General features: G+C 41.5%; 13 protein-coding genes and 1 pseudogene. 13 read left to right on the forward strand and 1 reads right to left on the reverse strand.

All coding sequences use genetic code 11. From position 1 onward, the window contains the following. Positions 1 to 10: 10 nt before the first annotated feature. A complete protein-coding gene (locus MKX34_RS14585; RefSeq protein WP_036678245.1) occupies positions 11 to 1,804 on the forward strand; it encodes a sensor histidine kinase in 1,794 nt (597 codons plus the stop codon). Positions 1,805 to 1,841: 37 nt separating this feature from the next. Here MKX34_RS14585 and MKX34_RS14590 read toward each other — a convergent pair whose 3' ends face one another. Beyond that, a complete protein-coding gene (locus MKX34_RS14590; RefSeq protein ID WP_036678243.1) occupies positions 1,842 to 2,048 on the reverse strand; it encodes a DUF1657 domain-containing protein in 207 nt (68 codons plus the stop codon). Between the two features lie 208 nt (positions 2,049 to 2,256). On the opposite strand from MKX34_RS14590, the gene MKX34_RS14595 reads away from it, so the two are divergent. The 12 genes and pseudogenes from MKX34_RS14595 (at position 2,257) to MKX34_RS14650 (ending at position 18,614) form a co-directional block, all read left to right on the forward strand. Further along, entirely contained in the window at positions 2,257 to 3,117 is an 861-nt protein-coding gene (locus tag MKX34_RS14595; protein ID WP_036678238.1) for a DUF421 domain-containing protein, read from the forward strand. Positions 3,118 to 4,084: 967 nt separating this feature from the next. Continuing rightward, a pseudogene (locus MKX34_RS14600) lies at positions 4,085 to 5,254 on the forward strand (right-handed parallel beta-helix repeat-containing protein); the annotation flags it as partial. A gap of 133 nt (positions 5,255 to 5,387) precedes the next feature. Next, complete coding sequence (locus tag MKX34_RS14605) at positions 5,388 to 6,839, forward strand: spore germination protein (protein ID WP_076099335.1); 1,452 nt, start codon at positions 5,388 to 5,390, stop codon at positions 6,837 to 6,839. After that, complete coding sequence (locus MKX34_RS14610) at positions 6,836 to 7,987, forward strand: Ger(x)C family spore germination protein (protein ID WP_036678233.1); 1,152 nt, start codon at positions 6,836 to 6,838, stop codon at positions 7,985 to 7,987. Before MKX34_RS14605 ends, MKX34_RS14610 begins: the two co-directional genes overlap by 4 nt. 21 nt (positions 7,988 to 8,008) lie before the next feature. Further along, entirely contained in the window at positions 8,009 to 9,097 is a 1,089-nt protein-coding gene (locus MKX34_RS14615) for a GerAB/ArcD/ProY family transporter (RefSeq protein WP_076296751.1), read from the forward strand. Positions 9,098 to 9,230: 133 nt separating this feature from the next. Next, complete coding sequence (locus MKX34_RS14620; RefSeq protein WP_038570741.1) at positions 9,231 to 10,208, forward strand: MoxR family ATPase; 978 nt, start codon at positions 9,231 to 9,233, stop codon at positions 10,206 to 10,208. 3 nt (positions 10,209 to 10,211) lie between these two features. Next, positions 10,212 to 11,300, forward strand: coding sequence for a DUF58 domain-containing protein (locus MKX34_RS14625; RefSeq protein ID WP_076099333.1), 1,089 nt, complete (start codon positions 10,212 to 10,214; stop codon positions 11,298 to 11,300). Continuing rightward, positions 11,297 to 12,628, forward strand: a complete 1,332-nt coding sequence (locus tag MKX34_RS14630) for an FUSC family protein (protein WP_036678223.1) — start codon at positions 11,297 to 11,299, stop codon at positions 12,626 to 12,628. The genes MKX34_RS14625 and MKX34_RS14630 overlap by 4 nt, the downstream gene beginning before the upstream one ends. A gap of 132 nt (positions 12,629 to 12,760) precedes the next feature. Further along, complete coding sequence (locus MKX34_RS14635; protein WP_076296750.1) at positions 12,761 to 15,358, forward strand: hypothetical protein; 2,598 nt, start codon at positions 12,761 to 12,763, stop codon at positions 15,356 to 15,358. Between the two features lie 39 nt (positions 15,359 to 15,397). Next, positions 15,398 to 16,117: an ABC transporter ATP-binding protein gene (locus tag MKX34_RS14640; protein WP_076099331.1), complete on the forward strand. Its 720-nt coding sequence runs from the start codon at positions 15,398 to 15,400 to the stop codon at positions 16,115 to 16,117. Beyond that, entirely contained in the window at positions 16,107 to 17,495 is a 1,389-nt protein-coding gene (locus MKX34_RS14645) for an ABC transporter permease (RefSeq protein WP_170914247.1), read from the forward strand. Before MKX34_RS14640 ends, MKX34_RS14645 begins: the two co-directional genes overlap by 11 nt. A gap of 30 nt (positions 17,496 to 17,525) precedes the next feature. Continuing rightward, positions 17,526 to 18,614, forward strand: coding sequence for an efflux RND transporter periplasmic adaptor subunit (locus MKX34_RS14650; protein WP_036678218.1), 1,089 nt, complete (start codon positions 17,526 to 17,528; stop codon positions 18,612 to 18,614).

The raw sequence follows: 18,614 nt of genomic DNA on the forward strand, positions 1-18,614 counted from the left end.
ATGATGTTGCATGAAACAACCAAGAAGAAAACATAAGTATGTGCCGATAGGGTATAAATTAATGCTGACCTATATTTTTTTCATTATTATCCCTGTATCCGTGATCGGTTTTGTCTCTCACTCTATGTACAATGATTCATTACGCGAGCATACAAGTTCGAATATTAAAGGTACGTTGTTGCAGATTCGCGATAATATTGATTATAAAATGGGGGAAGTTATTCGGATATCAACGCAATTATATAGTGATTATGATTTCTATCGGAATCTGCGAAGTTATGAAGAAGGCTGGGAAAACTATGATAGGATGTCTATGAAGGTACTTCCAAAGCTGGACGTAGCTATTCAATCAACGGGTATGAGGATTGGGATGTCGCTATTTTTAAAGAATGAATCCATTCCTGAGATCTATTCGAATTCACTTGAGGGCTATCTGGATAATAGTAGCTTCTATCATCTTTACCATATGAAACGGATTGAAGGGAAATCCTGGTATTATGATTTTCCAACCGAGAAATACGCGGAGACTATGAAATGGTGGCAGATCGAGCGCGATGTAGAAAATAATCGGATCTCGTTGCTCCGTAGATTAATAGATACATACGACCCTCTCGTGCCTAAGGAGATTGGCTTCTTGCGGATTAATGTAGGCATTCCAGATCTGTTTAATAGTGTGAATTATACGAAGATAGGAAAAGGAAGTATTCTAATTTTAAAAAACGAGTTCGGAAGAACGATGTACCAATCGGGAGAACTACCAGAGCACTATACCAATGAAGCCGAACTTAATAAGGATTACCTGACGATTAGTGAAACAGTTACGGTTTCTAACCAAGCTTGGCAATTAAACGCGCTAGTTCCAATTACGATACTTGAACAGGATGCAGTGAAGGTACGACTGTTTATTATTTTAATGTGTCTCATCTGTTGTGTTGTCTTTAGTTTTGTCGGCATATTTATATCCCGATATTTTTCAATTCGGATTAATAAGTTCGTGTACGTGCTGAATGCCTATCGGGAAGGTGATCTTCACAAGCGTATTTCCTATCGAGGCAAGGATGAATTCTCTCAGATTGCAACCGCGTTAAATGATATGGGCGAGAATATCGATATGTTGATTAAAGAAGTATATTTGACGCAGCTCCAGAAGAAGGAAGCAGAGCTTGAAATTCTACAATCACAAATCAATCCTCATTTCCTATATAATACGTTGTCATCTATTATTCAATTAGCCAAGTTTGGTCAAAATGAAAAGCTGCAGCAGATGGTGCTGGAATTAGCGAAGTTTTATCGCCTGACGCTTAATGAAGGACGTACCATGATTCCGGTCCCCACTGAAATTGAACAAGCAAACGCTTATTTAGAAATTCAGAAAATTAAATACGGTGATCGTCTGGAAGTTATGTTTGATTTTGATACAGAAATCTGGCCTTATGAGACCATAAAACTGATTCTACAACCATTTATCGAGAACGTGCTGAAGCACGCCTGGTGTGGTGACCACATTCATTTACGCATTGTTGGGCGTAAAGAGGGCAATGATATTCTGTTCCGCATCATTGATGATGGAATCGGCATGAGACAGGAACGTATTGATCAAATTTTTGATCCAAAGGGCCATACGAATACAGGTTATGGGGTCCGTAATGTGGATCAGCGGATTAAACTGCAATATGGATCTGAGTATGGCGTAACCATTTTTAGTCGTGTCGGAATTGGCACTTCTGTTCAGATACTTATTCCGGCTAATAAGGGCAAGCGTGGCATTCGTTCGAATATTGTACATGATGAAAAGGGGTCTTAAAGCTAGTTTTTCTAGCCTAAGACCCCTTTAGCTTTAATTAGAACCCTTTATATTGAGGCTCTTCGGACTCTAATTCGGTTACCCGGTTCTCTACTTGAGTTACGATTTGTTGTGTTTGCTCAGCTGCGTTTGTGAACAAGGTTTTTGCACTCTCGTTTTGTGTTTCTAGTGCAAATTGTTCAAGACTGGCTTGAGCACCTTTTAAAGAAGATAAACATGTTTTTACTTGTGAGGCTACTGTCATTGAGTTTCTCTCCTCTGTGTTGGATTATTAGCATGACGATTGCTATTGTCCTCAAATGCATCTATCGTTATGCAGGAAAAAAATTCATGTTTGTAGTAATAGAGGATTTTCCATAAATAAGTAGTGAAATTCCGGAGTGAATGCGGCTTTATTGACAAATAATGAGTGTTAGTAAACAAGCTTTGATTCAAAAAGGAGGGTATTTGTAATGCCGGAGTGGTTGGAGGTTATAGTTCGAACGCTCTTTGCTGTGGTTGTACTTTTCTTTTTAACAAAATTACTGGGAAAGAGACAAGTATCGCAGCTCTCGTTCTTCGAGTATATTACGGGGATAACCGTCGGCAGCTTAGCCGCTTACATTTCTTTGGATACGGATAAGTTATGGCATTTAGGGCTCATTGCACTGATTGTATGGGTAGCTTGTTCTTTAGGGATCGAATACCTTCAGATGAAGAGTAAAAAAGCAAGAGACTTTATTGATTTCAAGTCTACCGTACTAATTAAGGACGGGAAAATTCTCGAAGATCACATGAAAAAAGAACGTTTAACCACAGATGAACTGCTGGAGGAGTTACGCAAAAAAGACGTTTTCAATATATCGGAAGTGGAATTTGCGATTATGGAATCTGATGGAGCCATAAATGTTTTACTTAAGAGTGAAAATCAGCCGCTAACCCCTAAGCAATTGGGTATAAAGGTTGCTCCAGAGAAAGAGTCACAAGTTGTCATTATGGATGGTAAAGTGCTCGACAAACCATTAGATACTCTAAATCTAACGCGAAGCTGGCTTGATGGTGCCCTTGAAAAAATGGGTCTGACTGTTGAAAATGTGTTTCTTGGACAAGTTGATTCTTATGGTGAGCTGACAGTCGATTTGTATGCCGATAACTTTAAAGTCCCACAGCCGCAGGATAAGCCACAATTATATGCTTTGCTGAAAAAGTGTGAAGCTGATTTAGAGATGTTCAGTTTATCAACAGATAACGAAAAAGCTAAAAAAATGTATGAACAATGTTCGGAGCAATTGCAAGCTTCACTGAAGGTTTTGAAACCGTTAATTCAAAACTAAGGGTATAGATAAGGCACTCTCGAGTGAGATCGAGGGTGTTTTTTATATTAATTTAAATAAATGTAATAATATGGGCACAAAGTAGCTGTACAACTTCAAAATATTAATTATAGTTGAGATTAGGCTGGAGTTATAGATGACACAGGATTGGAGGAATGTCCTCGCTTTTTATTTAAATCACAAAAACAAGGAGGAAGATGTTCACGTGAAACTAAAAGGACAATTTTCATTCGGAATTATGGTTACGCTTACAACTTCGCTGGTTCTAGGTAATTTGGTATGGAGTAACCCTACCGCACAGGCAGCAAATATTTTTAGCAATGATTTTGAGAATGGAAATGCCGACAATTGGACGAGTACAACAGGAACTTGGTCTGTAGTTGAAGAGAGTGGCAATCATATGTATTATCAATCCAGTCAAAACGAAGGACGTTCGTTCTCCGGTAGTAACACGTGGACAGATTACAGTGTTCAAGCCGATGTGAAGATTGATAATTTCAATGGAACTAATCGAACTTATGTGTGCGGGCGCTATGTTGACGGAAATAACTATTATGCTGCATCTCTATCTAACAGTAATGGTGGGACGCTTGAAATACGAAAAAAGGTGAATGGTTCAAGTTCAACACTGGCTAGTAAAACTGATTTTCCTATAACCACTGGAACTGCCTATACAGTTAGGCTGGAGCTTAGTGGAGATTCGCTTAAAATGTATGTGAATGATGTTTTGCAGTTAAATGCACACGATAACAATTTGACGGCAGGAGGTATTGGACTTGTAGCTTATAAGACAGCAGCGAAGTTCGACAATATCAATGTCTCCGATATCACAACGGGCACTCCGACATCTACGCCTACCGTAGCACCAACAATTGCACCAACGGTAGCTCCTACGGCTACTCCAACAGCAAGCGCAAACCCCACTGCGACAGTAGCTCCAACCGCCACTCCAACTGCAACACCAATTGCAGGCTCGATTTATGTAGCCCCTAATGGTCTGGACAGCAACGCAGGAACAATTGGTAGTCCAACCACACTGGCCTCAGCGATTACGAAGGTAGCCCCCGGGGAAACCATCTATATGCGTGGAGGGGTTTACACGTATTCTTCAACAATAATTGTTGGACAAGATAATAGCGGAAGCTCTAACTTACGAAAGAACATCGCTGCATATGGGACTGAGAAGCCTATACTGGATTTTTACGCCCAGCCATTTGACCCAGCTCAACGTGGTTTGCAGATATACGGTAACTACTGGAAGGTAAAAGGATTAGAGATAAGAGGCTCAGGAGACAATGGGCTCTTTATTGGCGGGAACTATAACATTATTGAGAATGTTGAAACCCATCATAATCGGGATTCGGGACTGCAAATCAGCCGTTATGCTTCATCTCTGACCAGCATGAGTCAATGGCCGAGCTATAATCAAATCATTGGAGTATACTCTCATGATAATTATGATCCAGATAATGGAGAAGACGCTGATGGTTTTGCTGCTAAGCTGACTATAGGTCCTGGTAACGTATTTGATAAATGTATAGCTGCATGGAATACAGATGACGGCTGGGATCTTTACAGTAAATCAGAAACAGGCCCCATCGGAGTGGTGACGATCAAGAATAGTATCTCCTATAAGAACGGACAGACCTCAGATGGAAATTCAACGGCAAACAGCGATGGGAATGGATTCAAACTAGGTGGTGAAAAGATTGCAGTAAACCACATTGTACTGAATAGCATCGCATTTCAAAATAAAAAACACGGATTCACTTACAACAGTAATCCAGGTTCCATCCAGTTAACAAATAATACTTCTTGGAGTAACGGACAGAGTAACTTTGCTTTTGATACCGGTACTCACCAATTTACGAACAACTTGTCTTTTGCAGGAGGATCGAGCGATAAAACAAGTGGCACCGATATTCTAAGTACTAATGTGTGGTGGAAGAGTAATGCAAGTACCAATGCCAAGGGTTTGGTAGCCAGTGCCGCTGATTTTGTAAGTCTTACGCCTTCAGTGGTGCGAAATGCTGATGGATCTTTTAGTCTGGGCAGTTTCCTCAAATTAACTGGGGGTAGCGACCTAATCGGATCTGGAACACCTAGCGGAACTAATATTGGTGCTACATTTCCTTGATTTGAAATCTAGGGGTTTGATGGGCATGAGTTCGGTACTATACCGGACTCATGCCTTTTTGCTCTGATATAAGAATAAACCTTCCATTTCATTGGCAAACTAAGCCAGATTAACAAGTCACAATCTTGGAGGTATGCCGCAGATGTCTGGAATTATTGAAACAATTAAAGAACAACTAGAGGGATCTAGTGATGCAGTTTTTCAATCCATTCGCCTTCACGGGCATTCCTGCCACTTGATCTATATCCCATTCATTGTGAATTCCCTGAGTCTTCATAAGGATATTGCATTGCCGCTAAGAAATGAAGCAAATTCAGAGCACAAATGGTCTGATTTTTTAGAACGACTGGATCGAGGAGCTGTTTTTCCAATCCCGTATCTTAAGGAGTTTGACGTAAACAAGGCTGTAGATCTGATCGTCGCTGGAAAAGTAGTGCTTTGTTTTGAGGAGCTTCCTTATGTTTATTATTTTGAGATCACGCAATATCAGAAAAGATCGGTCACGGAATCACAAAATGAACTTGTGGTGATTGGACCTCAAGAGGCATTTATTGAAGATATTGAAACGAATCTGTCCCTGCTCCGACACAAAATTAAACATCCGGATCTAAAGACTATTCATTATACGATTGGTAAATATACAAAAACCGATGTGTATGTTGTATACATTGAAGGTCTTTATAAAAAAGAAGTTCTTGCTGAAATTGAAAAGCAAATAAATGAAATAGAAATTGACGGAATATTGGGCATTAGTTATATATCGGAACAATTGCGGAAGGGGAACTTGACACCATTTCCGGTATTTCAATATACAGAACGCCCCGACTCGGTGGCAGCTTCTTTAATGGAAGGCCGGATTGGAATATTACAGGATGGCACACCCACTGCAATGATTGCACCTACATCTTTTTTTACAATGCTACAATCCTCTGAGGATTATTATCAAAGCTTCTATGCAGCAAGCTGGATTCGAATCGTTCGATTTGTGTTCTCCATCATATCCATGATTCTTCCATCGCTTTATGTTGCGATTACAACCTTTCATCCTCAGATCATTCCCTCAAACCTGTTAATTACGATAGCATCTGCCAGAGAGAATATTCCTTTCTCAGCCTTGACTGAGGCTTTAATCATGGAGCTTACCTTCGAGGCCCTTAGAGAAGCTGGAACCCGAATACCAAAGCCTGTGGGCCAGACCGTTTCTATTATTGGGGGTATAGTCATCGGTCAAGCTGCGGTACAAGCAGGAATTGTATCTGCTCCAATGGTCATTGTTGTTTCTATTACCGGAATTGCCACCTACATCATTCCCCATTATGAGCTGGGTTTGACTTTTCGTTTACTTCGTTTCCCTTTATTGATTATGGGGGGGACGATGGGATTACTCGGGGTATATATTACAGCCTTTTTGATTTACGGGCATCTGGCTAATCTTAGGCCGTTAGGTTCACCGTATTTACAACCCGTTGCTCCTTTGGTGTTACAAGACTGGAAGGACACATTATCTCGTTTTCCCTCTAACTATATGAAGAAACGAAGCAACATTTATAGCAACAGGAATCTAAGGAGACAGAAACAAAAATGAGAACTCTAAAAATTGGAGTTGTTATACTTCTACTCCTAAATGTAACAGGCTGCTGGTCGTCCAAGGTGGAACTGGACGAATTAACCTTTGTATACGGCTTGTTTATAGATGTAGGCAAAGAAGCAGGCACCGTTGAAATTACGATTAACTCTCCTTTGCCCAATCGTCTTAACTCATCAAGCCAACCCGCTAGTGGTGGCGGCGATGGAAATAGTTATTCTACAGTTTCCAAGACCGCAGATACGATAGCAGATGCCATGTTACTAGTCCAAAAAGACCTAACACGTCAGCTTAGTCTTTCCCAATTAAAAATAATCGTCTTAGGGAAAGCTTATGCAGAACAAGGAATCGGTGAACTTCTGTTATGGATTAGACGAGAGCCAGCCCTTCCCCTTGGAACCTATGTCATGGCGAGTCCCGGCAGTGCCAAAGAGATGAATACATTAACACCTATCTACGAACAATTGCCTTCTGATGTACTAATGAGCTTTGGAACAGAAAAATATATGTTTTCAACTACAATCAAGGACTGCTTGTTCGCCGAGGCATCTGGAGTTGGGTTTGCTATAAATAATCTTTCATTTGGTAAAAAAGAGGAAACTACAAAAGAAGGTAAACCACAATATTGGGCAGGCATTCAAGGGGCCATGTTGTTTCAGAATGAGAAAATGAAGGGAATACTAAAGCTTAAAGAAGGTAGGGCATTGGCATGGGCCGCAGGCAAGCTTAAGCTGTCGGTTTATTCTGTTACCTGGGATGGAGGAGAAAGTGCGGCAAGTGTTGTATTTGTTAGCACCAAAGCTTCAAAGAAAGTAAAACTAACGGATAAAGGCCCAGTGTTCACAGTGAAATTAAAAGGAAAAGCTAGTGTGATTTATTTAAGGGACCCTAAGAAAAGAAATCTAGAAGAGATCAGTAATATCATTACAGAGAAACTAAGCGATAAAATTACTGCTAATCTGACCGAAGCTATACGTTTATCCCAAGAAGCAGGTGCGGATGTTCTACAACTCGGCATGTTACTGGAATGGAATGATCCGAAACTTTGGAAGGAAGTAAGAGAACGTTGGGATAATTACTACACTCACGAGGCAGATATTAAGGTGGCAACGGACTTTCGCATTGTAGATTTTGGAACAGCAAAATAAAGAACTGAGGAAGGAAAAGTTATGCGTACAACAAAGTGGCAGCTGTTCCGGTTTATCACTATTTTTTTCAGCTCACAAACCACCATTTTTTTGATTCCAACTATTATTGCTAGTTCCTCCTATCAAGGCTGGATTGCATTAATAGTTGGCTCTTTATTAGGCTTGATTTTATTATGGTTTACAATCTATGTTGGTAAGCTGCGACCTAATCAAGCTTGGGTTCACTTTGGAAAAGAGATCATTGGCAAATGGCCACACAAATTTATGCTACTGGTCCTACTATGCTGGTGTGTTTATTATGTTTCTTACGATATAGAGAACTTTGTACTATTCTTTGGTTCAAATTATTTAAGAGGAACTCCGCCGCTGTTTATTCAGCTTGTAATTGGTTTGGTGATTATGTACACAGCAAGTCTAGGTTTTGTAACGATTACATATATGGCCGACGGATTATTTATTATTTTTCTAATAACCACGATCATTTTATTTAATTTGTTCCTTTCGAACGCGGATTTTAATATGTTACCAGCTTTTATTCATTATCATGATCCTGGAATCGCCATGAAAGACTCTATTGTGGTCATGTCATGGTTTGGAGAATGGATTGTTCTCTTGTTCGTTGCACCTGATTTAAAAATTGAAGCAAAGATGTTAAAAAGATTGGTATTTGCACAGCTCTATGTATCAATCACTGTCTTAATTGGATGGATATTGACGATGCTGAGTTTTGGTCCACATCTTGGTCAGCAGCTCCAATATCCTTTTCTTGAGATGGTGCGTAGTTCGAAAGAAGAGAATTTATTAGGGAATACTGACCCGCTTTTGATTGGAATATGGTCGTCATCTATGTTTATTCACAGCTCTTTCCTTATCTACATAGCTTCAAAATGTCTATCGAGTTTGTTCAATACTAATGGTAAAAAAATTTACGTTCCTCTTTTAACACTGACTTCAGTGACAATAGCATACTTATATTCACGAAACGTCGGCAGATATTACGAACACTATAAAAGCTTTGCAATTGTGATCATTTGGCTAATCGTAGAAAGCATACCTATCTTTTATGGGATTGTAGCTTTCATTCGATATCGGCATAAGACTGTGAAATGAAAATCGAAAGGATGACGGGGGCTGTCTAATTATGGACAGTGCCTTTTTTGTGTGAATTATAAATTGGGTACGCTTTCTGTTATGATTAAAGCACTTATTACATAATTATCCTCAGATTGGATGGTGCATTCACATGAATCTTCAAGAAGTTACTGAACTTATCAAATCTATTAGGGCCAATCTTGCCAAAGTCATTGTAGGAAAAGAGGATGGAGTAGACCTGCTGCTGACCGCATTACTTGCGAATGGACATGTTCTGCTGGAAGATGTACCAGGAACGGGTAAAACCTTGCTCGCAAAGGTTCTTGCCAAATCATTAGATTGTTCATTTAAGCGCATTCAATTTACACCGGATTTATTGCCTTCTGATTTAAGCGGGATCAACTATTACAATCAGAAGACGGGAGAGTTTCAGTTCAGACCAGGTCCGGTATTTGCTAATATACTGCTGGCTGACGAAATTAATCGTGCAACACCTAGAACTCAATCCAGCCTATTAGAGTGTATGGAGGAACGGCAAATTACTATCGATGGCGTAACGCACAGATTAGAAGCACCATTTCTTGTCATTGCTACTCAGAATCCGATAGACAACCAAGGGACCTTCCCACTGCCTGAGGCTCAGTTAGATCGATTTTTGATGCGGATTACTACGGGTTATCCTACCTTCGATGAAGGGATACATATTTTACAGCGTTTTCGTGAGAATAATCCGCTCGAAGAGTCTTTTCCTGTAGCAACGGCACAAGATATTCAAGCCGCACAGCGTTTAGCCGCATCGGTAAGTATCAGTGATGATTTATTAGGTTATATCGTACGGATAACGGAAGCTACCCGCAAATCTACGGCAGTAAAACTGGGGGCGAGTCCACGTGCTAGTGGCGCGTTGCTTAGATCTGCTCAGGGATATGCACTTATTCAAGGCAGGTCCTATGTAACACCGGATGATATCAAAGCCGTGGCTGTTTCCGTGCTTGCACATCGTCTGCTGCTTCATCGGGGATTAGGCTCAAGAGAGGGACAAGCCGCGGATATTGTTTTGCAAGTGCTTCGTGAAGTTGAGGTGCCTGCTGAACCCGTGACGTCCTTAAGAGGCGGAAAGGTGGAATGACCTATGGCTTTGCCTTGGTTCATTTTCATTACTGTGGCGTTGGTGTTACTTCTTGCTGACATTTATAAACGGAATGGCCTGAAAGCGCTTAGTTATTCTCGCTATTTTTCACGCAAGACTGCTTATGAAGGAGAACGTATTGAGATGATCGAGGAGATCGTTAATGCGAAACTTCTTCCTTTGCCGTGGCTCCGATTGGAGTCTAGTATTGCGAGAGGTCTGGAATTTGGAAGTCAGGATAATCTTGGGATTAGTACAGGAGAAATCTCTCAGAATCATATTAGTTTATTCTATTTAAAATCTTATCGTCATATTAAAAGACGGCATCAGGTGACATGTGAGCGTCGTGGTTTATATCGTTTGGAATCCGTGACTATGACAACGGGAGATCCATTTGGTTTGACTCGAAAAAACAAAACGTATCCACTCGAGTTAGAGTTATTGATCTATCCCGTTCTGCTGAATCTAGACGAGCTTCCATTGCCCATTCATAGCTGGCTGGGTGAGCTTCCTGTGAAAAGATGGATCGTTGAAGACCCTTTTCTGACTGCTGGCATTCGTGAGTATAGCTCAGGAGATTCTATGGGATTGGTAAACTGGAAGGCTACAGCACGTACTGGTGTTATGCAGGTTCATAAAAAAGATTATACTGCTGACTCCCGACTCGTCATCTGTCTGAATATAGAGGACAGTGATTCCATGTGGAGAACGGTGACTGATGTGGAACGAGTCGAGCAAGGAATAAGATATGCAGCGACTATAGCTGAATACGCAATGCAGCATGGAATTGAGACCGGATTAATCTGTAATGGCAGATTGGACGATGCTGGCGAAAGAGATCCAATTGAAGCAGAGCCGATGGCTCAGCTCGAAGATATGTTAGAGCTGCTGGCAAGGCTGAAGCTGGATAGAACACTTCCTATGAGTCGACTATTGGAATTGCAGGTTGAGAGTGGAATTAGTGACACAGACTTTCTAATCATAAGCTGCCATAGAGGAGCAGAATTGCAAAAGGCGACGGATCTCCTAATGCAGCAAGGCAATGGTGTGGAATGGCTGGATATTCCGGAACAAGGGAGAGAGAGCGCATGAAGCTTACGTTGTCTGGCTATGTAAGGGAAACAGTCAAACTCTGGTTGTGGTCTGTTATTGAATTGTTGCTATTTCTACCGGTTTGGGTTCTATTTCAGATTTATTTGTTGCCCCAACAAGATGAACAAATATGGTTGATTGCGCTGCCTATACTAGCTTTAGCGGGCATTCTTTTGCGCAATTTTTGCAATGTAAGATGGAAGCAATTGCTTGCCGCCTTAATCCTCGGGGTATTATTAGGTGCGGTTTCAGGGAGTTTATCCATCGAAAGCCTTCCCTTAGGTGTGGCTGGATTTATATGTACATTTTTAGGGATGACGGTAGACTCTAGAAATAATAGATTCAGAATGTTTTGGATAGGTATAATAATCTATTTTGTAGCTACTATAGCGTTTCATAGAGTTCCTGAATTGGAGCCAAGTGTGCCGTTATTGACCTGGTGTGGCAGTCTGTATTTAATACTGACTTTACTTATTTCTAATAGCAGCTATATACGATACAGCGCACTTACTGAAGAGAATGAAACGCTGCCCAAAGGAATACAACGGAATAATCGTATATATGTCATTGTGATTGGAGTTATTGCAGCTGTACTAGCAGCAGGTGTCGGCAAAGCTATAGGAACACTGGTATGGAGACTCTTACGCTCATTTTTCAATTTTATTAATCAGTTATTTTCTGGCACAAAAGAACCAGAGCCTCCGCCAGCAGAATTGCCGCCAGCAACTCCGATGTTACCGCCTGTTGGCGAGCAAAAGCGGGGCTGGCTAGCTATTATACTAGAGTACGGATTCTATATTTTGGCAGCGGTATTATTGGGGTTTGTAGCCTATTATGCACTTCGCTGGTTGTACAGAAATGCTGGAGAAAAGTGGCGGAGAGCCATAGATGCATTGTTATCGATGTTACGTAGGGAACATGCCCCTAAGAATAATACAGCATATCTTGACGAAGAGAAAAGCGTCTTTACTTGGGAACAAACCGTTCGAGGGTTGAAGGATTTCTGGAGCTCACGTCTTCCTTCAAAACATCGAAAGGATCGCTGGGAACAGATGAATGGCGAGCAGGAACGTGTACGTTGGCTTTATCGGCGGTGGCTAAATATAAAGCGCGATAACGGTTATGAAATGAAAAGTTATCTTACGCCGCAGGAAACAAAAAGGGATGTTTTGCTATGGGGAGATCGTAACAAGCATAAACGTAAGGGAGATGAAGATTCTATAGCTGCGTCAGAACAATTGATTGAAATATATGAAAAAGTTAGATACGGAGAAGACCAGCCTGCGGCTTCTGATATTGCAGCCTTGAAAAATCAACTGAAATTATAGAATCGTTTTCAGAATATATGCAAATTGGAACAAATAGGTTACAAAAGGCCTGTAAGTGTTACAACATGGATACAATTGGATCTGCTCTAACCACTATAATAATTCTAGTAAAATACTCGTGGAGGGAAGTCAATGAGAAAGCATAGCAGTACATATGTTGTTTTACTCTTAAGCACCTTTGTCATAAGCCAGTTGACAGGGCATACCGCTTCGGCTGCATCAGTTAGTTCTGTTCAGCCAAAATCTGCGGTAGCTGCTGCAACTGTAGCAGCTCCTAGTAATCTGGGTTCCGTTTCTTTAGGAGCTAATATCAAAGCTACACTGGAAGATGTGAATATTTGGTCACAACCTGGAGGCAATATTTTAACTTATACAATTAACTATTCGAATGGCAGCAACAAAAGTGCTAGCCTATTGTATTATTTTTCGAGAGTTATGACCTCTGGCGGCTCTGTCATTCCAGGGAATCCACTAAGTGCTGACTCTACTAAGAAAAAAGTGGGTTCTAATGAAAGCTTGCGCGTTACATATTATGTTAATGTCGGCCAGGTAAATTCGTTAAAAGGTATCAAGATTCCAATGTACGTTTGGGATTCCAAAACCAAGGGGTATCTCAAGCAAGTAGGAACTTTTAATATACCCGCCAACTATTCGCCAACCGCTGTAAACGGTAAAACTGTAAGCACTACAATGAATGACATTCCGGTTGTTGCTAAAAGCGAATCCTTGGAGCTCTACAAATACAGCGGAAAGGTTTATGCCAAGGTGGGCATAAGCTTGACCAATAAAGGCAGCAAAGTATTAAGTGATCCTGGTTACGCAGCATATTTGGTCTCGGCAGGGGGAAGCTCGTATGAATTAGCCCTTGACCGTTCTCAGCTTAGTTATAAAATTCAGCCACAAGAGAAAAAGACCATTTATTATCTTACAGAAATTCCTTCGTATATGAAGACGGATAATATGAAACTGCAATTCACCCAAAAGGATGAGGCGCTGAAGCTGGAGATTGCCAAATCTTCGTACAAGCTGCCTGCGGCTACAACACCAAATTTGGTAGTTGGCAAAGGTGTAATCAAGAAAATTACCATCAATAACAATACGATTGAAACACAATTAAATAACGCAACCGTATACGCAGAGAACAATAAGGGATTCTGGACTTTTCAGCTGCGAGTGAAGAATACAGGGAAGACAGCCGTTACGTTACCTTCTTATGAGCTTGCCGTCAAATCCTCAACTGGGACAACCTTTCCGATCAATTCTAAGGGCTTGAGCGGATTAACCATAAAACCTCTGGAGGAAAAAATCATCCCACTTACCGCACAAGTCCCCCTTGAAGTAGAACAGAATTCACTGCAATTGCAGATGATTGAGGCTGTTTCTGCTCCAGATAATAGTGAGACGGGAACTACCGGAGACGGAGCAGGAACTGGAAGCACTGGTGGAACCAATGTCGTTACGGGCAACACAGCTAAACTAACTGTTCCGGTTGCTTACTTTACAATCTCCTATACCTTGCGTCCAGAGGTACAGAAAGGGCTCGAATATAGAGCAACAAATGAATATGGGACGTTTACTTACAGTTTAGTTTCCTTACAGCGTTTTCCATGGAAAGACGACGATATCGTAGTTGCCAGATTAAATATTACGAATACCCAATCGGTTGCCTTGTCTCTGCCGGAATTAAAGGGAGCTGTTCAGGTAGACAATGAGGACATGTCATCTTCAACGGAACTGTTTATGGATAAGGAAACTTCAACGATTGGACCAGGTAAAAACGCTGAAATCTATGTGTTTGCCAAAATTCCTTATACACAAGAGTTCGATAAACTAAAATTAAATCTTTATTCTATGGTAAAAGAAGAGAAGAGCTCGTTCCTATCAGTTACTACTAACAGCATGATGAACGCTGTAGCTTCTATTGAAACTGGAGGAAGTTATGTTATCTCTGGTAAAGGTAAGAACGCTAAAGTGCAAGAGAACAAAACCATTATTTATGAAGGACTTAACTCCAATCTCGTATACACAGAGCTCCTTTTGAGCATTGAAGAGAAAAGACAAAGCAAAATGGCTCGCCTCCAAGCTTATTACAAAACGGGAGACGGTCAGCTATTCGAAGCTACAGCCAATCAACCAGATACTTCTGCTACTCCGGGCGGTAAGCAATTAATCACCTTCTGGGCGAAGGTTCCGAAGGCCGTTAATACTTCTGATGTTAGCCTGTTCCTAGGGCCAGGGATTACTGGGAATAAGCTGACGGAACCGGGTCAGGAATCCACTGGATTTATTAATATGGCTTCACTGTCATTAAATCCGGTTACCACTCCACCAGAGAAAAACTTGACGAAGGTGGCAATTTATCCGTATACCATGTCCGTTCTAAGTTCAGAAGGGCGCTCATTGCAAGGCAGTGACTCTATAAATATAGTTATGAATTACAATCTTCTTCGTGATAGCAGCTATGATATGGGTACCTTCACGCATAAACTGGTCCTGAAAATGACGGACCCATATGGTCTTTCTCAGGAACGAAGCTTGAACATCGGTACTGATATTCTTGAAGGGACCAACAACTCGTATACAGCAAGCTTTAGCAATAATATGTATAAGAATTTGTCAGGAGGTACCTACCGGATCACGCTGTACGATGAATTCCAAGGCGAACGGATCGAGCTGGCTAGTCAAGCTTATAACATCAAGATTGATAGAGCAGTTGTAACTGAGAAATAGCATTTCATATCTATTATTGTACGAAGAGGAGCAGCTCCAATGTTGCGAGTGGAAAATGTAACGCATTCTTATAAAAACGGTAATGAAACTACAGCAGTGCTTCATCAAATTGACTTTTCTGTGAAAGAGGGGGAGATGGTAGCACTGCTAGGGAGCTCGGGTTCCGGTAAGTCAACGATGCTGAATCTGATGGCAGGACTAATGAAGCCTACTGAAGGCCATATTTATATTGCCGATCAAGATATCGTGAAGATGAGTGAGAATAAGCTATCGGAATTTCGCAGAAAAAATATCGGGTTTATCTTTCAAGCGTATGAGCTGATTACTAGCATGACAGTCCGTGAAAATGTAGAGCTGCCGCTGGTTTTTCAATCCGTTGCACCCTCTATACGTAAACAAAAAGCTTTAGAATTGTTGGAAGGGGTCGGCATTCCTGATAAAGCCGACTTGTTCCCTTCCCAGCTGTCTGGCGGACAGCAGCAGCGTGTCAGTATTGCGCGTTCCTTGATTACGGAACCGTCTGTTATTTTTGCAGATGAACCAACCGGAAACCTAGATTCGAAGACAGAAGAAGAAATTATCAATATCCTGCTTAACCTGAACAAGAAGATGAAGACCACCTTCATAGTTGTAACTCACGAGCTAAAAGTCGCGGAGCAAATGCAGCGGATATTCACGCTTCGGGACGGATATATGATTACTGAAAAACAAACTTCTTCGGATACTGAACTCGAAGGGGGTATACTCATTGAGGATTAGTGATATTTCCCGCTTGGCTTGGGAACAGGTCAAACGGCGGAAAGTTGTCACAGGTCTTTGTATGGCTGGCATATCCATTGGATGTGCTGCAATCATAGTTGCATTAAGTATAGGAGACTCCGCACAGAGCTACACGGAGCGGGAAATCAACCGCAATTTCAAAATGGATGAAATTACGGTGTCTCCCAACGGAGGTATACCCTCCCAAGGAGGAGGCAGCGGTGGCAGCGGATCGTCTGCGGCCAATGAAAAGCTTGATCCCGGCAGGCTGACGGCGCAAAAGCTGGAGATTATTAAAGGCTTGCGGCATGTAACTGCAGCAGCTCCCTTTCAAGAGCTAGGGTACATACAGATGTTGACTATCGATAATAAAATAACAGATGTACAGCTTATTGGAACCGATCTACGCCTGTTAACGAAATATGATAAGAAATTCAAACAAGGCGGGGCTTCTGATTTAGTGGGAATGGCTGTACTGAACTATGGTGCAACCGTTGGACTGATTGATAACGAAACTCGGCAGCGGCTTTTTGAACAACTGAGTACAGATCCATATAACAATAAGTTGATGGAACAGTACAACAGCTTAAGTATGCTTCCAACAGATATGTACAAGCAACAGGTTCAATTACAATCTTTTGATCCCGCCTCTCAAACCGGAGGGATGTTAGTTAGCTCACCGATTCAAGTGGTGGGGATCCTCGACAACCCGAGTGGAACGAACGAGAATATGGCTATGTACGACAAGAAGATCTATGTGTCACTAGAGACTGGCGAGCGGCTTGTAGAACAAATGAAGCTATCGAGTGGAACCGCTGGGCAAAAGGGTGTCTATAACTCAGCAATTGTAAAGGTAGACAGCACTGAGAATATCGTGGAACTAGAGAAGCTTATTCAGAAACTTACACTAACGACAAGCACGAATTTGTATCAAAAAGAGGCACTCGCTGATACCTTCAGCATGGTCAAGAAAGCGGCTCTCGGTGTAGGAGTATTTATTCTAATTATTGCTTCGATCTCCATTATCGTTGCGATGACTATGTCCACTCATCAACGACGGCGGCAGATCGGTATCATGAAAGTGCTGGGCGCCAATATGGGCCAGATCCGCAATATGTTCATTACAGAAGCGGCATTGCTCGGGATGTTGGGCGGATTGCTTGGTATAGTCTTTTCATACTTGATTGTATTAGGAATTAATAAGCTCATCGGTACCTCTTCAGGAATGGGTGGAGGCGAGCCTTTGGTGATTTATATTCCTCTGATGACTCTCCCGGTAGGGATCGCATTTGCGGTAATGACAGGGGTATTATCAGGTATTTATCCGGCGATCAGTGCATCCAGAACGAATGCACTTACGGCGATTAAACGGGATTAGCTATTTTTAAGTTGAAAGGAAGCCAAAGTGATGAAGAGGAGAATCAAGTGGATAGTATTGGTACTGATTATAATTGCAGCAGGTTATTTTCTATACAATAAGATGTATAAGCCTGAAGCGCAGTTAGAGCCTGTTGAACCCCCACAAGCAATAACTTTTGAGGTCACACAGGAGACCATTACCAATTCCATACAGGTTAAAGGTAATTCTAATTATGAGAAAGAAACGCTTGTTTATGCTCCATATGCTTCAAAGGTGACAAAGTGGAAGGTTGAGAACGGTGGACAAGTCAAAAAAGGCGATTTACTGTTTACTCTCGATCAGGAAGCCTTAAAGAATGAGATTGCTACACAAGAGGCGACTATCCGAAAAGCAAAGCTGGAAGCAGAGCTGAATGAATTTGTGAGCCAGCAAGACGAGGAGAATGCAGCCCTTGGTGCGACTGAAGCAGAACGGATTAAAGCACTCACAGCCCAAGAAGCAACACGGCTAGGGGACGAGCTTAATCAGGTCAATGCCGAAATACAGGCACGCGAATTAACAGAGAAAAAAACCAAACTCAAAACAGCACTTTATTATGCTCCGGCATCCGGCATTTTCTTATTTGACAGTGCAAGCGAAATTCCGCAAACAGTGACAGATAATCAATATATCGGAAAAATAGTAGATATGAACAAGCTTGAATTCATTGCTCTTGTAGGTGAACAAGACGTCTTCCGTATAAAGACAGGCATGAAGGTCGACGTAAAAATGACAGCTATAAAAGATTTGAAGTTATCTGGAGAAGTTACGAAGGTAGCGAAATTTGCAAAGACTGCTTCAGGTCAGAATGCCACTACCAGTTCAGTTCCTCAATTCGAAGTGGTGATCACGCTGCAGCCTGACGAGCATTTGATCGGTGGCTTAAGCTTAAACGGAGAAATTGAAACAGTTCGCAAAGAAAATGCCACCGTTGTATCCAGCATAGCTGTAATGCATGAAGGAGACCTCTCCTACGTTATGCTGGATAAAGGGGACGGGCAATATGAACGAAAAGATATCGAAGTGGGTCTGGAAACAACGGACAAAACAGAGGTTCTCTCTGGGTTGAAGGTTGGAGATGTTGTTGTTCTTCAGTAA

Source organism: Paenibacillus sp. FSL R5-0636 (assembly GCF_037974255.1).
GTDB classification, from domain to species: Bacteria; Bacillota; Bacilli; order Paenibacillales; family Paenibacillaceae; genus Paenibacillus_AQ; species Paenibacillus_AQ odorifer.

Coding starts and splice junctions, on each gene's coding strand:
- MKX34_RS14585 (WP_036678245.1), top strand. CDS start 11: ATGAAACAACCAAGAAGAAAACATAAGTATGTGCCGATAGGGTATAAA.
- MKX34_RS14590 (WP_036678243.1), bottom strand. CDS start 2,048: ATGACAGTAGCCTCACAAGTAAAAACATGTTTATCTTCTTTAAAAGGT.
- MKX34_RS14595 (WP_036678238.1), top strand. CDS start 2,257: ATGCCGGAGTGGTTGGAGGTTATAGTTCGAACGCTCTTTGCTGTGGTT.
- MKX34_RS14605 (WP_076099335.1), top strand. CDS start 5,388: ATGCCGCAGATGTCTGGAATTATTGAAACAATTAAAGAACAACTAGAG.
- MKX34_RS14610 (WP_036678233.1), top strand. CDS start 6,836: ATGAGAACTCTAAAAATTGGAGTTGTTATACTTCTACTCCTAAATGTA.
- MKX34_RS14615 (WP_076296751.1), top strand. CDS start 8,009: ATGCGTACAACAAAGTGGCAGCTGTTCCGGTTTATCACTATTTTTTTC.
- MKX34_RS14620 (WP_038570741.1), top strand. CDS start 9,231: ATGAATCTTCAAGAAGTTACTGAACTTATCAAATCTATTAGGGCCAAT.
- MKX34_RS14625 (WP_076099333.1), top strand. CDS start 10,212: ATGGCTTTGCCTTGGTTCATTTTCATTACTGTGGCGTTGGTGTTACTT.
- MKX34_RS14630 (WP_036678223.1), top strand. CDS start 11,297: ATGAAGCTTACGTTGTCTGGCTATGTAAGGGAAACAGTCAAACTCTGG.
- MKX34_RS14635 (WP_076296750.1), top strand. CDS start 12,761: ATGAGAAAGCATAGCAGTACATATGTTGTTTTACTCTTAAGCACCTTT.
- MKX34_RS14640 (WP_076099331.1), top strand. CDS start 15,398: ATGTTGCGAGTGGAAAATGTAACGCATTCTTATAAAAACGGTAATGAA.
- MKX34_RS14650 (WP_036678218.1), top strand. CDS start 17,526: ATGAAGAGGAGAATCAAGTGGATAGTATTGGTACTGATTATAATTGCA.